The organism is Brevibacterium luteolum (genome assembly GCF_013004595.1).
GTDB lineage: Bacteria > Actinomycetota > Actinomycetes > Actinomycetales > Brevibacteriaceae > Brevibacterium > Brevibacterium luteolum.
Genome location: NZ_JABEMC010000010.1, coordinates 1 through 13486 on the forward strand (window position 1 = coordinate 1; position 13486 = coordinate 13486).

Genomic DNA, 13486 nt, shown 5'->3' on the forward strand with positions numbered 1-13486 from the left:
TCCAGTGAAGCCGAGCGGGAAGCCGCCTACGAGACGTTCCTCCACGACTACAATCAGCATCGAGCCCACACCGCTATCGGAGGCCTCACCCCAGCCGACCGCGTTCACAACCTCACGGGGAACTACATCTAGGAACTAAACCCAGGACGGTTCAAGGGCTCGAGGCCGTGCTCGCGCAGGCGGGAGTCACGGACCCAGGCTTGCAGGGCTGATTTCGAGATCCCGAGGTCAGCACAGACCTGCTTCTGGGTCATTCCGTCGCCTACGAGCTCGAGCGCTGATTGCTTGAACTCATCGGTGTAGATCTTGGGCATGACCTCTCACCTTCCTGGAATTTATCCAGTCGTGAAGTCAACCAAACCTTCAGCAGTCCCGTGAGGCCGGCGACCGTGAGCGAGCCGAGGAACTCGATGGCGACGGCGGTGCCGAGCGGGATGCGTGCCATAGCGGCGAGGAAGAACGTCGTCATGAAGCCGGTGACGATGCCGAGGACGAGCAGGGCCGGCAGGTGGCGCAGCCTCAGGCTGCGCAGTGCAGGGCGGGGCGAGCGATGAGCCACAGGAACACGATGCCGAAGCTCATCCGAGGCGACGCCGTGCCGGCCGGATCCACCTGGGCGATGACCGGTACGGACAGTGCGTTGGAGATCTGCACGGCGAGCATCGCCGCGACTGCCCTCGTCCACGGCAGCACCGTCGACGGTGCTGCTGCCGGCACGGCGGCCTGACGTCTGCTCACGGCTGCAGGAAACCGGTCGGGGCTGTCCGCGGTGGTGTCGTCTCAGACATGGCGGGATCCTCTCGGTCGCCGGCGCTGCTTAGGTGCCCGGAAGCGGGTACTCGGGCACACCTCGGGCGCGGTGAGCAGGTTCCCGGACACCGCGGCTCCAGCACGTCCGGGCGCGGTGCTCACAAGGCGAGGGCGTCGAACAGGATCGGATACAGCGGCAGCTGGAGCACACCGATGAGCAGGAAGATCGCAGTGGCGACGAAGCCGAGCACCATCGCAGCGGTGGCGAACCGACGGCCCCGGCGGTGCTGCCGCAATCCGAACAGTGCGACGGCGAGCGCGATCACGAAACCGAGCAGCTGGCCGATGAGCGCCGTCCACAGAATGATCCAGTTGAACCGGTATTCCGGTTCGGGTCCGAAGACGCCGTCGAGCGTATGGGTCATCGTGACACCGAGGCCGAGGTAGCCCACGGTTGCCAGGCCGCCGGCAAGCGCCAGGAACGACCAGGCCAGCACCGCGATGCCGGCCGGGAACCACAGCGTCATCCTCGGCTGCGTCGGGGGTGCGGGGGTCGCGAGTCCAGCTGGGGCGGCCGATGTGTACCGTCCTGCTCGGGCGGGTGGACGGGGTGGTGGAGCGGGTGGCGGGTTCAGAGGTTCTCCCGTGTGAGGTCGGCGGGCCTGGAGGCGCGCTCTTCGAGGATCTCGGATCGGTTGGCGAACAGCAGTCCGTAGGTGAGCCCGGCGAATGCGGCTCCGGCGAGCGGGGCGAGGAAGAACAGCCATACCTGACTCAGCGGCTCGCCGCCTGCGAAGAGTGCCACGCCGAGCGAGCGAGCCGGGTTGACGGAGGTGTTCGATACCGGGATCGAGACGAGGTGGATGAGGGTGAGGCTCAGGCCGATGGCCAGTGGGGCGAGCCCTGGGACTGCGCGGCTGTCGGTGGCGCCGAGGATGACGTAGAGGAAGATGGCGGTGAGTACGAACTCGCAGATGAACACGGCCATCAGAGAGTATCCGTTCGGCGACAGGTCACCGTAGCCGTTCGTGGCGAAACCGTCTTGAGCGATGGAGAATCCCGGCTTGCCCGAGGCGATGAGCAGCAACACCCCGCCTGCGGCGATTCCGGCGATGAGCTGAGTGAACCAGTACGGCGCAGCATCGCGCCACGGCAGCCGGCCGGCCAGCACCGCACCAAGGGTGACGGCCGGATTGAAGTGGCCGCCGGAGATGTGGCCGACAGCGTAGGCCATGACAACGACTGTCAGACCGAAGGCAAGGGCGACACCGAGGAAGCCGATGCCCATATTGATGTTGTCATCACCGACTACGGACGCGGCGAAGACCGCTGAGCCGCAGCCGCCGAAGACGAGAACGAATGTGCCGAGGAATTCGGCGAAGATCTTTGACATCAGAGTTGGAGCTTTCATCATCGGCCTTTCGCGCCATACACCAGGCAACCACGCCAGCACCTGGATTCCAGGATACTGCATCGACCGGCGCAGTTGCGCCGGCTCCCCAGGCTGAGAGCTTGACAGCGCTCATCACCCAGTACGAGCTGTCGAAGCCGTCGGCAAGCACCGTTGCCTCGATGTCCCTGCCGGTGACGTCGATGACCCAGGTGGGCTTCATGACCGGCTGCGGGCTCGCAGTCGCAAGCTCGAAGCCCATCCCGAACCGGAACCGTTTGCGCACGGCGGTGGCAGCCAGCTGGCGGGCGGTGTCTGCGCCGGTACCGTCTGGTTGTTCACCCAGCACGGCGACAGGTGGGGGCCAGATCGCCGACGACGAAACACTGGAGATGAAGCTCGTGCCACCCGTGGCATCGACCATCACAGTGATCGGCGGCGTGGGGGTCTGCTCGTGGTTCGCACCGGAGACCGCCATTTCCGAGTTCACCAGATTCGGCAGCAGCACGAGCGCCATGACCAGCCACACCTTCAGCAGTCCCATTTTTACCTTCTGGCAACCACGAGTGTTCAAGACTGGGTCATGTCCCGCTATTCGGGACGTCGGCATGAAGGCTGTCGACAGCAGACGCAATTGATGGAGGCGATGAGATGCGTAAGATCGTGACACCCCGTGTGGTTCAGGTTTCGGCGGCGCTGTGCGGTGCTGTGCTTATCCTCAGCGCATGCGGAGGCGCCAGCCAGGAGATGGATGAGGACACTGGGGGCGGCGCTGACAGTGCATCGACCGTTGAACAGTGGCAACATGACTTCACCGGCTGCATGAGCGATGAGGGAATCGAACTCGCCGAAGGCGGCGGCATTCCCGTCAACGCCGATGGTTCCTTCGGAGGTAGCGAAGACAGCGGCGACTTCGACAGGGCTCTGCAAGCCTGTGAAGAGAAACTCGGCCCGCCGCCGCAGGACGCGGAAGCCATCAGCGACGATGAGCTCGAGGCCCAGCTGCTGAGATTCGCCAAGTGCATGCGCGAAGCCGGCTACGATGCGCCGGATCCGGACTTCGGCTCGGGTGACGGGCCGGTCATCAGCGGTGTGCCTGACGCTGACCCGGAGGACGTCGAGCAGTGCTCAGCTGAGGCTGGCCTTCAGGCCGGCGCAGGTGTGGAGCAGTGACCGCGCGCAAACGTCGCGCTGTTATCGTCTCGCTGATCGCAGCTGGCCTGCTGGCATCTGGTGCAGGTGGCTTCGCAATGGCTAGTAGGGTGCAGGACGAGGCCCCGGCGGCTGTGTCTGCGGCCGTCGAGACCGAAACCGCTGAGACAACCGATCTCACAGAACGCGTCGAGGTCAAAGGTACGCTCGGCTACGGGCCGACCCGCGAGCTCGGCACCGGGTTGTCGGGCACTTTGACATCTGTCGCGGACCCCGGAGACACTCTGCGGCCAGGCGATGAGCTGATGCGCATCGACGACCGGCCCGTCGTGGCGATGCGCGGTAAGCTGCCGGCGTGGCGGGACTTCGAGATGGGTATTTCGAAGGGCCGCGATGTCAAACAGCTGGAGGAGAACCTCGCCGAGCTCGGCTACTTCAAAGGCAAGCCAAACCAGCGCTTCGACCGCTCAACTGCAGCTGCGATCGGCCGGTGGCAGAAGGCCGTCGGCCTACCGCGCAATCAGAAGATCGAGCGTGGGCGAGTGGTCTTCCTGCCACGGGACGCGCGAGTCCACAAGCAGCTGGTGGAAGCTGGCGGACAGACCGGCGGCAGTGTCCTCGAATTGACTGACGCAACTCTGTTCGCCACCGCGGAGGTGCAGCCCAAACAGCTGGATCTGCTGCAGGAAGGTCAAGAGGTCACAGTCGGTCTGCCCAACGGCAAACAGACTGAAGGCGTCGTCGAGAAGGTCGAACCTGCGGTTGAGAAGGCGGACAGCTCGGGAGAGAAGAGCGTCAAGGTTCCAGTGCGGGTGGCGCTTAAGGATCCGCCCTCTGCCGACTCCTATGCGAACGTTCCCGTCAGTGTGCTGGCTTCGCGAACCGTTGCCGAGAATGTACTTGCGGTTCCGGTGCGTGCCCTTCTCGCCGAGCCCGGCGGAGGATTCACCCTCGAAGTGGTCAAAGACGATGCTGTTGAGCGAGTTCCGGTGGAACTGGGAAGGTTCGCCGATGACATGGTAGAGATCACCGGTGGCGAACTGGCAGCCGGCGACCAGGTGGCGGTGGGGGAATAATGCCTCCGGATCCGCTTCTGTCCGTACAGAACGTCTCACGCCGCTACGGGTCTCCTCCGACGACGGCGCTTGATTCGGTGAGCTTCGACGTCCACGCAGGCGAGCGCGTCGCCATCATTGGGCCGAGCGGTTCGGGCAAGACGACGCTGCTCAACCTCATCGGCACGCTCGACCGGGCCACGAGTGGAGAGGTGCTGCTCGCAGGTCACCGCGTCTCAGATGCCAGTGACGCCCAGCTGTCGGCGCTGCGGGCGCACCTCATCGGATTCGTCTTCCAGCAGTATCACCTGGACGAGTCGCAGACCGCAGTCGACAACGTCGCATCCGGTCTGCTGTACCGCGGGACTGCCGTGCACGAACGGCGAGAACGCGCGAATGAGGCCCTGGCGCGCGTCGGTTTGTCCCAGAGCGCCGGGCACATCCCGAAACAGCTCTCAGGCGGGCAGCGGCAGCGGGTGGCGATTGCACGTGCGGTTGTCGGTCACCCACCGCTGCTGCTGGCAGACGAACCGACCGGTGCTCTGGACACACGCTCAGGCGCCCAGGTCATGGACATCCTCGAAAACCTCAATGCGGCCGGCACCACCGTGCTGGTGATCACCCATGACAGGGAAGTCGCTGCACGGTTCCCACGCCAGATCGCGATCCGCGACGGTGCTGTCGAATTCGATACCGGCCCTGTGCTGCACGAAAGTGATACGAAATGAGCGCTCCCACCGCCATACACACCTCGCGCCTGCGCGGCATCGATCTGATGCGCCTGGGCTGGCACGGTGTCCGCGCCCATCCAGCCCGTGCGACTCTCTCCGCCTTAGGAATCGCCATCGGCATCGCTGCAATGATCTCAGTCATCGGACTCTCTCTGTCGAGCCAGGCCAAAGTGCAGGAGCAGCTGGCAGCGCTTGGCACCAATATGCTGACTGTATCCCCCGGAGAGTCCTTCAGCGGCCGTAAGGCCTCACTGCCTGCCGACTCTGCAGAGCGCCTGCGGCGCATCAACGGCGTCGAACAGGTCAGTTGGATCGCCGAGCTGGAAGGCGCGCAGGCATACCGCAACACCCACATCGACCCCCGCCAGACGAACGGGCTGACGGTCGCTGCGGCAGATGAACAGCTGCTCAGGGTCACCTCGGCTCAGCTTCGGAACGGGACCTGGTTCAACCGCGCCACCGCCCAGTACCCCACCACTGTGCTCGGTGCCACCGCAGCCAAACGCCTCGGGATCGCTGCACCCGGATCGCACATCACTGTCGACGGTGTCGGCTATGCGGTACTTGGGATTCTCGAGCCCTCGGCCTTGGCCCCGGAGCTCAACACATCTGTGCTCGTCGGTGGAGCCCAAGCTCGACAGCAGCTGGGGTTCTCGGGCTCACCGACGACCCTTTTCGAACGTTCAGCGGAGGACTCCGTCCCTCAGGTGCGCGAGCTCATTCCTTCGACGCTGAACGCGCAGCGACCCAATGAGGTCAGCGTCAGCCGGCCGTCTGACACCCTCGCTGCGCAGAACGCCATCGACACCGTGTTCACCGGCCTGCTCGTCGGCGTCGGGTCGATTGCGCTGCTCGTCGGCGGCCTCGGCGTAGCGAACATCATGGTAATCACCGTGATGGAGCGGAGGCGGGAGATCGGCCTGCGCAGGGCACTGGGCGCCACCCGGGCGCACATCCGCAAGCAGTTCATGGTTGAATCGGTGCTGTTGGCGACTTACGGCGGCCTGGCCGGAACCGTGCTCGGCGTCATGTGCACAATCATCGTATCGATCATCAATGGCTGGACACCGACGGTTCCACTCATCGTCCCGCTGCTCGCCGTCACCATCACCCTCATCGTCGGCGCCGTCGCTGGTGTGGTGCCGGCAATCAGGGCAGCCAACACTTCGCCGACAGCGGCACTGAACACATGATGCTGTCCAACGCACCCACCACTCGGAGGCGACCATGCGGGTATTGATCGTTGAAGACCAGGAGTATATGGCCGAGGCCATCCGCGAAGGCCTCGCACTGTCGTTGATCTTCGCCGATGTTGTTTCGGATGGACATGAGGCGCTGGCTGCAGTCGAGGCTGCCGAGTACGATGTGATGCTGCTCGACCGGGATATCCCTGGAGTCCATGGCGACGAAGTGTGCCGCAGGCTCGACCAGGCAGCTGATCGACCGGCGATACTCATGGTCACGGCTGCTGGCCAGGTGCAGGAGAAGGTCGAGGGGCTGTCCTTGGGCGCGGATGACTATCTGGCCAAGCCGTTCGAATTCGTCGAGCTGGTCGCGCGCGTACGGGCGCTGGGCCGCCGGCGCTTCACACCCCGCCCCACCCGATACCACGCAGGCGGCGTGACGCTCGACCCGTTCCGGCACGAGGTGACCCGAAACGGCCGGCAGATCCGGCTGACCCCCAAGCAGTTCGCGGTCCTGGAATCGCTCATGCGCGAGCCCGGCCGGGTGGTGAGCGCTGAACAGCTGCTGACCGAGGCCTGGGACGAGAACGCCAATCCCTTCACACAATCGGTGAAGGTCACGATCAGCGCCCTGCGCCGCAGGCTTGGCGACCCCTGGATGATCAGGACCGTACCGGGTGCCGGCTATACGGTCGATCCGGACGTTCCAGACGAGACGGCAGGTACATGATGGCCACCAAACAGAGCGGCCGGTTGCCTCGCCACCACCGGTTCAGTGCCCGTACCCGGTTGGCGTTCTCCTATGCGGTGCTCGTCATCATCTGCGGTGTCGTGTTGCTGACGGTGCTTGTGGCCTATCTGGGGTTCGGCCCCGAATACTCCTTCGGACCGGTTGCCGCTCATGACGACGGGGAGTCGGTGATCATCGTTCCCGACCACCCGGAAGGCGGCAGCTTTGCGGTCGAGGTGCAGAGCCGAGAAGATCTCATCACACTGCTCATCACCGTCTCTGCAGTGGTGCTCACAGCACTCTCTGCGCTGAGTTCTGTGGCCGCATGGTGGCTCGCCGGGCGGATGCTGCGTCCCCTCGCACGCATCAACGAGGCCGCCCGGATTGCAGCCAGCGGGCGCTTGGACCACCGGATCGGTCTCAGCGGGCCGCGCGATGAGATCGTGAACCTGGCACAGACCTTCGATGCGATGCTCGACAGCATCGAACGTTACAACGCCTCACAGCGCAGATTCGCGGCCAACGCCTCGCATGAGCTGCGCACTCCGCTGGCAGCGACGAAGACGATCATCGACGTTGAGCTGGCTAAGCCGGATCCAGTCAATCGGGAGGTGCTCGAACGTCTGGCGCACCTCAACGCGCGCAGCACACGCACCGTCGAGTCACTGCTGGATCTCGCCGAAATCGAAGCCGGCGAGGAACAGACAACTGCGGTCGAGCTCGATGAGATCGCCAGCGAAGTTATCGACCAGTATGTCCCCGCTGCCTCTGCACGGGGGCTCAGCGTCGAACGCCGTTTGGCTCCAGCCGTTGCACAGGGTGAGGGGCGGCTGCTCATCCAGATGGTGCAGAACCTGGTTGAGAATGCGGTCCGACACAACTGTGACGACGGTCTCATCAGGGTGTGCACTGCCATGGTGCCGGCTGCTGAGGGAGCAGCAGAAGCGCAGCTGCTGATTGAGAGCTCCGGCCGACGCCTCGACCCCAAGGTGGTCGCCGGTCTGACCGAGCCGTTTCGCACTGGGCAGGGGAGAGCGGCTGGAAACAGCCGAGGGTTGGGGCTGGCGATCGTCGCAGCGATCGTCGATCGCTCACACGGCAGACTCGATCTCGCTGCCCGTCCCGGCGGCGGGCTGATCGTGACCGTCACTCTGCCTCGTGCTGAGGCCAATCCAGCTGCAGCCACAGCGCAGGCAGGGGCTGCAGATCCGAAAGCTGGAGGTTTATCCTCAGCCCGTGAGTGAGCAAGCGGAGACTCTGTCTGCATTCTCCGCTGATCGCTTCGACACCTGTCGTGCCGCGGGCACGAAGATCCTCGCCGGCCGGCCATGCACCCGAGCCAGTCGGTGAGCACCCGGCCGGTCGTCAACGAGGCGACGAGGGTCTTGAACGACAACGTGTTGGTCCGTGTCGATTCGTCCGTGAGCCACACCTGCCGCACGCCCAGTGCCGCAGCTGCCGCAGGCAGCTTCCGCAGCGGTGTCGGCGCAGTCCCGGTGCCGCGTGCGGGCAGCGTGTGAGCAGCGCTTGCGCTGTGAGCGTGGCCGCGCGTATGACCCAGCATGAGCTGCCGCCGTCACCAGCCAGCGGCTGGAGACTGCGGCCATCGACTCATGTCTATCGCTCATATCCCAGTCACGCACAGACTGCCGCGAGATCTCAATGAACCCGCTCGACGTAGTCGTCTGCGATGTCGAGGGCGCGGTCGATGACGTTCAGGCCCTCGAGCACCTCGTCATCGGGGGTGTTGAGCGGTGGGACGACGTGGATGCGGTTGAAGTTGGTGAACGGCAGGACGCCGTTCTTCTTGATCTCCGCGCTCACGCGGTCCATCGCCTCCGATGAGCCGCCGTAGGGGGCCAGCGGTTCACGCGTCTCGGCGTTGGCCACCAGCTCGATGGCCCAGAAGCATCCCATGCCGCGCACCTCGCCGACAGACGGGTGGTTGGCTTCGATCTTCTCCAGGTACGGGCCGATGACTTCTGCTCCGAGCCGCTTAGCGTTCTCGACCATCGCTTCATCGCGCATGGCGTTGATGGTGGCGACCGCTGCTGCTGTGGCCAGCGGGTGTCCGGAGTAGGTGAGCCCGCCGGGGTATGCGCGCTCAGCGAATGTCTGACGGATCTCGTCGGAGATGATGACACCGCCTAAGGGTACGTATCCTGAGTTCACGCCCTTGGCGAAGGTGATGAGATCGGGTGTCACACCCCAGTGGTCGATGGCGAACCACTCACCGGCGCGGCCGAATCCGGCCATCACCTCGTCGGCGATGTACATGATCCCGTACTTGCGGGTCAGCTCCCGGACGCCTGCGAGGTATCCCGGCGGCGGGGTGTAGATGCCGGCGGTGCCGGGAATCGACTCGAGCATGACGGCGGCGATGTTCTGGGGCCCTTCGAGCACGATCATGTCTTCGAGGTGGCGCAGGGCGCGTTCGGTCTCTTCGGTCTCGTCGGCTGAGCCGAAGTACGAACGGTAGGTGTAGGCCGGCATGAAGTGCACGACGCCTGCACCAGGGGTGTCGTTGGCGAAGCGACGCGGGTCACCGGTGAGGTTGACCGCCAGTGTGGTGCCGCCGTGGAAGCTGCGGTAGGCGGTGAGCACCTTCTGACGGCCGGTGTGCAGGCGGGCCATGCGCACAGCATGCTCGTTCGCGTCAGCACCGCCGTTGGTGAAGAACACGCTGTTGAGACCCTCGGGCGCCAATTCGCTGATGAGCCGGGCAGCCTCGGAGCGGGCTTCGTTCGCGTGCGAGGGTGCGATCGTGCACAGGCGGGCTGCCTGATCCTGGATCGCCTTGACGACCGTCGGATGCTGGTGGCCGATGTTGGTGTTAACCAGCTGCGAGGAGAAGTCGATGTACTCGTTGCCATCGGCGTCCCACAGCCGAGATCCCTGGGCGGCTGCGACTGCCATCGGGTCGATCGTGTCCTGGGCGGACCACGAATGGAAGACGTGCTTGCGGTCGAGTTCCTTGCCGCGCCGGGCCCGGTCCAGATCGTCCTGGGTGTACGGACGGCTGCCCGCCTCCTGCCTCTGGTCGCTGGCGGTGACATTCCGGTCTGTCATGGTTTTCTCCTTTGAAGCTGCTGGCTGCGTGTCCGGTGCGGTGATCAGCCGTTGGTCGGGAATCCCAGGTTGATGCCGAGCTGGCTGGGGTCCTGCCAGCGCTTGGTGATGACCTTGCCGCGGGTGAAGAAGTGCACGCCCCCAGCTCCGTGTGCGTGGGTGTCGCCGAACAGGGAACTCTTCCAGCCGCCGAAGCTGTAGTAGGCCATCGGCACCGGGATCGGCACATTCACGCCGACCATTCCGACCTGGACCTCATTCTCGAATCGGCGGGCCGCCCCGCCGTTGTTTGTGAAGATGGCGGTGCCGTTGCCGTACTTGTTGTCGTTGATGAGGGCCAGGCCCTCATCGTAGGACTTCACGCGCACGACGCTGAGGACGGGCCCGAAGATCTCGTCCTGATAGATCGACATATCCGGTGAGACGTTGTCGAACAGCGTCGGGTTGAGGAAGGCATCGACGGAGTCGGCATCGACGTCTCCTTCGCGCCCGTCGATGACGAGCGTTGCTCCAGCCTCCACACCGGCGTCGATGTAGCCGGCGACCGTGTTGCGGTGCTCGACGGTGACCAGCGGGCCCATATCGGTGCCCCGGGTGCCGTCGCCGACCTTCAAGGAGCGGGTTCGCTCAGCAATCTTGGCGACGAGCTCATCGGCGATGTCCTCGACTGCCACGACGACCGAGATCGCCATACACCGTTCGCCGGCTGCGCCGTACCCGGCGTTGACTGCGGCGTCGGCGGTGATGTCGAGGTCAGCATCAGGCAGCACGAGCATATGGTTCTTCGCGCCCCCGAGCGCCTGCACGCGCTTGCCGTGGGAGGTCGCAGTCTCGTAGACGTACTTGGCGATCGGAGTCGAACCGACGAACGACACGGACGCTACGCGCTCATCGCTGAGGAGCGTGTCGACCGATTCCTTGCCGCCGTGCACGACGTTGAAGACGCCGTCGGGCAGTCCTGCTTCCTTCCACAGTTCGGCCATCCAGTTCGCAGCCGAGGGATCCTTCTCCGAGGGCTTGAGGACGACGGTGTTGCCGGCGGCGATGGCCACGGGGAAGAACCACATCGGCACCATGGCGGGGAAGTTGAACGGCGAGATGATCGCAGACACGCCGACCGGCTGGCGCACCGAGTGCACATCGACGGCAGCCGAGGCGTTCTCCGTGTGACCGCCTTTGAGCAGGTGCGGCATGCCGCAGGCGAACTCGACGACCTCCTGGCCGCGGCTGATCTCACCGAGCGCGTCGGCGAGCACCTTGCCCTGTTCGGCGGTGATGATCTCAGCGAGCTCCTCCTTGCGCGCGTTGAGCAGCTCCCGGAAGGCGAACAGCACTGCGGTTCGCTTCGACAGCGAGGTGTCCCGCCACGCAGGGAACGCGTCACTGGCGGCGGCGATCGCCTGCTGCGTCCGCTCGGTGTCAGCCAGGGGCACGCGGCCTGAGACGACGCCCGTTGCCGGGTTGACGATGTCAGCGGTGCGCGCACTGTCGCCTTCGGTCACCGCGCTGCCGTTGATCCAATGTGCCAGAGTCTCCATCGAAACCTCTCCCTGATGTGAAGATGCGGGGTGCTGCGAACCGACGACACCGGCGTGATCGACCCCACAATGCCCGAGGCCAGTATCACGCGCACGGCCGCCGCGCACACTGGACGGCCTGTCAACCTGGCACACGGAATCATGACAGACTGTAAACTGAGGGCATGCGCGCTCATCCGTCCTGTCAGCAGAGCCTGAGGTGAGCCCGCAGATCGGGACGGGCCGGGAGGGCGTCACCGTCCGCACGGTGCTCTCGGTGCCCGAGCTTGAGCAGACGCAGCTGACCGTCCTCTCCGGTGAGAACCGGCTTGACGCGGCAGTGCGATGGGTCCACATCGCTGAGACCGAGGACGTCGCCTCCCTGCTGGAAGGCGGGGAGTTCCTGCTGTCGAGCGGACCGGCGTTCCGGCTCAACGTCGATCGCACGCGCGCGTTCCTCCTGCGTCTGGAGAAAGCCGGCGCCGCGGCGTTCGCAGTCGAAATCGTCACGGAGGACGATGAACCGGACGCGTCGTCCCTCGAGGTGCTGCGCGCAGCGAGTGTCGGCCTCCAGATCCCCGTCATCGCGCTGACAGAACGGGTCCGGTTCGCCCGCATCACCCAGGCAGCCCACCGCCTGCTCATCGCCGAACATCTGGAGTGGATCGAACGCACGCGGGAAGTGCATGAGGTGTTCACCGAGCTCAGCATCGGCGGGGCGGACGAGGCGAAGATCGTCGAGACGACCAGCGACCTGCTCAACACCCCGGTCGTCCTCGAAGACGCCGCCCATCGCATCCTGAGTTTCGAACTGTGTGACATGACCGAGGACGAGCTCTTCGACGAGTGGCCGCTGCACAGCGGCCGGGCGGTGCCCGTCGGGATGAAGCAGAACCGGTGGGGCAGGCTCGCCGCCCCTTTCGCAGACCCGACCGACCGCTACGCCGCCGAGGTGCTCGAGCGCGCCGGTCAGGCCATCACCCTCGTGCGGATGGCGACCCAGCATCAGCGGGACCTGCTGCTCAACGCCACCGACCGCTTCCTCGGCGAGCTTTCGACACACACGCAGATGACAGACCAGGTCGCTGCGCTGCGATCGCAGCGATACGGAATGAGCCGATCGGCGGCATACACCGCTGTGGCACTGCACACGGCCGACGTTTCGGATGCCGCTGGAGTCGATCTCTCCGACTACCAACTCGAAGAGCGCCGCGTTCGAAGCGAGCTCATCGCCGTCAGCCGAAGCCTGGGCCTCTCCGCCCTGACCGGCACATGGCGCTACGGCACCGTCGTCGCCCTGGTGGGCTTCCCCACCGACGCAGTGGATGCGCCCCTCACCGAACTCAGCCGTACCCTGTCAGTCAATCTGAACCGGTCGATCACGATCGGAGCGGGCCCACCACGCGACGGAGTCCTCGCCGCGGGCAGGGATCTGGAGACAGCGGTCGAGACTGCCCGGATCGCCGCAGGGATGTCGGTGCGCGAGCGGCCCTTCTACCGGTTCGCCGATCTGCGGCTCAATGGCCTCATCGCCGGCCTGGCCGATGATGCGCGGATGCGCGTCTTCGCCGAAAGCGAGCTGGCACCGCTGCTCGGCACCGGCGCAGACGCGTCTTCGGCGCCTGACCATGCGGCGCTCGACTTCCTCCAGACCTATGTGCTGGCTGCTGGGAACAAGACTGAAGTGGCAACCAAGCTGGGCATCAGCCGCCCGGTCGTCTATGACCGCGCTCGGCGCCTGGAGAAGCGACTCGGCGTCTCACTCGAAGATGCCGAATCCCGCGCCGCGCTGCTGATGGCGCTGCTGTGGTGGCGCTCACAGAACTAGGGAGCAACTCCCCCGGTAGCGCGTCCTCCGCATGCGGTAACCGTCTTGCCTCAAGCGAGATTCCCAGGCGCTCCGCTGAG

At 65.2% G+C, this 13486-nt stretch carries 14 protein-coding genes and 2 pseudogenes; 8 read left to right on the forward strand and 8 right to left on the reverse strand.

Annotation, left to right across the window (positions count from 1 at the left end):
- A pseudogene (locus HLA91_RS12055) lies at nucleotides 1-132 on the forward strand (integrase core domain-containing protein); the annotation flags it as partial.
- Nucleotides 133-155: 23 nt separating this feature from the next.
- Here HLA91_RS12055 and HLA91_RS12060 read toward each other — a convergent pair.
- From HLA91_RS12060 to HLA91_RS12080, 6 genes and pseudogenes are all read right to left on the reverse strand, one after another.
- Nucleotides 156-314, reverse strand: a pseudogene (locus tag HLA91_RS12060) (transposase); the annotation flags it as partial.
- Nucleotides 263-559, reverse strand: coding sequence for a hypothetical protein (locus HLA91_RS13690; RefSeq protein ID WP_212754366.1), 297 nt, complete (start codon nucleotides 557-559; stop codon nucleotides 263-265). The pseudogene HLA91_RS12060 and the gene HLA91_RS13690, both read right to left, overlap by 52 nt.
- On the reverse strand, nucleotides 520-738 hold the full coding sequence (locus HLA91_RS13695) for a DMT family transporter (protein ID WP_204514236.1): 219 nt from the start codon (nucleotides 736-738) through the stop codon (nucleotides 520-522). The genes HLA91_RS13690 and HLA91_RS13695 overlap by 40 nt, the downstream gene beginning before the upstream one ends.
- 170 nt (nucleotides 739-908) lie before the next feature.
- Nucleotides 909-1277: a hypothetical protein gene (locus HLA91_RS14295; protein ID WP_102162225.1), complete on the reverse strand. Its 369-nt coding sequence runs from the start codon at nucleotides 1275-1277 to the stop codon at nucleotides 909-911.
- 104 nt (nucleotides 1278-1381) lie between these two features.
- The gene (gene aqpZ, locus HLA91_RS12075; protein ID WP_239557107.1) at nucleotides 1382-2143 is read right to left on the reverse strand and encodes an aquaporin Z; all 762 of its coding nucleotides are present in this window, start codon (nucleotides 2141-2143) and stop codon (nucleotides 1382-1384) included.
- The gene (locus tag HLA91_RS12080) at nucleotides 2052-2684 is read right to left on the reverse strand and encodes a hypothetical protein (RefSeq protein WP_170274884.1); all 633 of its coding nucleotides are present in this window, start codon (nucleotides 2682-2684) and stop codon (nucleotides 2052-2054) included. Before HLA91_RS12080 ends, aqpZ begins: the two co-directional genes overlap by 92 nt.
- A gap of 278 nt (nucleotides 2685-2962) precedes the next feature.
- On the opposite strand from HLA91_RS12080, the gene HLA91_RS12085 reads away from it, so the two are divergent.
- Genes HLA91_RS12085 through HLA91_RS12110 form a run of 6 tightly spaced genes read left to right on the forward strand, consistent with a single transcriptional unit; the run spans nucleotide 2963 to nucleotide 8236 of the window.
- Complete coding sequence (locus tag HLA91_RS12085) at nucleotides 2963-3313, forward strand: hypothetical protein (RefSeq protein ID WP_170274885.1); 351 nt, start codon at nucleotides 2963-2965, stop codon at nucleotides 3311-3313.
- A complete protein-coding gene (locus HLA91_RS12090) occupies nucleotides 3310-4368 on the forward strand; it encodes a peptidoglycan-binding protein (RefSeq protein WP_170274886.1) in 1059 nt (352 codons plus the stop codon). Before HLA91_RS12085 ends, HLA91_RS12090 begins: the two co-directional genes overlap by 4 nt.
- Nucleotides 4368-5075, forward strand: coding sequence for an ABC transporter ATP-binding protein (locus HLA91_RS12095; protein WP_170274887.1), 708 nt, complete (start codon nucleotides 4368-4370; stop codon nucleotides 5073-5075). The genes HLA91_RS12090 and HLA91_RS12095 overlap by 1 nt, the downstream gene beginning before the upstream one ends.
- On the forward strand, nucleotides 5072-6271 hold the full coding sequence (locus HLA91_RS12100; RefSeq protein ID WP_170274888.1) for an ABC transporter permease: 1200 nt from the start codon (nucleotides 5072-5074) through the stop codon (nucleotides 6269-6271). The genes HLA91_RS12095 and HLA91_RS12100 overlap by 4 nt, the downstream gene beginning before the upstream one ends.
- 34 nt (nucleotides 6272-6305) lie before the next feature.
- On the forward strand, nucleotides 6306-6992 hold the full coding sequence (locus tag HLA91_RS12105; RefSeq protein WP_170274889.1) for a response regulator transcription factor: 687 nt from the start codon (nucleotides 6306-6308) through the stop codon (nucleotides 6990-6992).
- Nucleotides 6992-8236, forward strand: a complete 1245-nt coding sequence (locus HLA91_RS12110) for a sensor histidine kinase (RefSeq protein WP_170274890.1) — start codon at nucleotides 6992-6994, stop codon at nucleotides 8234-8236. The genes HLA91_RS12105 and HLA91_RS12110 overlap by 1 nt, the downstream gene beginning before the upstream one ends.
- Nucleotides 8237-8651: 415 nt before the next feature.
- On the opposite strand, the gene HLA91_RS12115 is transcribed toward HLA91_RS12110, so the two are convergent.
- Nucleotides 8652-10061, reverse strand: a complete 1410-nt coding sequence (locus HLA91_RS12115; protein ID WP_170274891.1) for an aspartate aminotransferase family protein — start codon at nucleotides 10059-10061, stop codon at nucleotides 8652-8654.
- A 44-nt stretch (nucleotides 10062-10105) separates the two neighbouring features.
- A complete protein-coding gene (locus HLA91_RS12120) occupies nucleotides 10106-11599 on the reverse strand; it encodes a CoA-acylating methylmalonate-semialdehyde dehydrogenase (protein ID WP_170274892.1) in 1494 nt (497 codons plus the stop codon).
- 199 nt (nucleotides 11600-11798) lie between these two features.
- On the opposite strand from HLA91_RS12120, the gene HLA91_RS12125 reads away from it, so the two are divergent.
- Nucleotides 11799-13406, forward strand: coding sequence for a PucR family transcriptional regulator ligand-binding domain-containing protein (locus tag HLA91_RS12125; RefSeq protein ID WP_170274893.1), 1608 nt, complete (start codon nucleotides 11799-11801; stop codon nucleotides 13404-13406).
- Nucleotides 13407-13486 lie beyond the last annotated feature (80 nt).

Bases quoted from the DNA above. Each gene is read 5' to 3' on its own strand.
- HLA91_RS14295 (WP_102162225.1), bottom strand. From the start codon at position 1,277: ATGACGCTGTGGTTCCCGGCCGGCATCGCGGTGCTGGCCTGGTCGTTC.
- aqpZ (WP_239557107.1), bottom strand. From the start codon at position 2,143: ATGTCAAAGATCTTCGCCGAATTCCTCGGCACATTCGTTCTCGTCTTC.
- HLA91_RS12080 (WP_170274884.1), bottom strand. From the start codon at position 2,684: ATGGGACTGCTGAAGGTGTGGCTGGTCATGGCGCTCGTGCTGCTGCCG.
- HLA91_RS12085 (WP_170274885.1), top strand. From the start codon at position 2,963: ATGAGCGATGAGGGAATCGAACTCGCCGAAGGCGGCGGCATTCCCGTC.
- HLA91_RS12095 (WP_170274887.1), top strand. From the start codon at position 4,368: ATGCCTCCGGATCCGCTTCTGTCCGTACAGAACGTCTCACGCCGCTAC.
- HLA91_RS12100 (WP_170274888.1), top strand. From the start codon at position 5,072: ATGAGCGCTCCCACCGCCATACACACCTCGCGCCTGCGCGGCATCGAT.
- HLA91_RS12105 (WP_170274889.1), top strand. From the start codon at position 6,306: ATGCGGGTATTGATCGTTGAAGACCAGGAGTATATGGCCGAGGCCATC.
- HLA91_RS12110 (WP_170274890.1), top strand. From the start codon at position 6,992: ATGGCCACCAAACAGAGCGGCCGGTTGCCTCGCCACCACCGGTTCAGT.
- HLA91_RS12115 (WP_170274891.1), bottom strand. From the start codon at position 10,061: ATGACAGACCGGAATGTCACCGCCAGCGACCAGAGGCAGGAGGCGGGC.
- HLA91_RS12120 (WP_170274892.1), bottom strand. From the start codon at position 11,599: ATGGAGACTCTGGCACATTGGATCAACGGCAGCGCGGTGACCGAAGGC.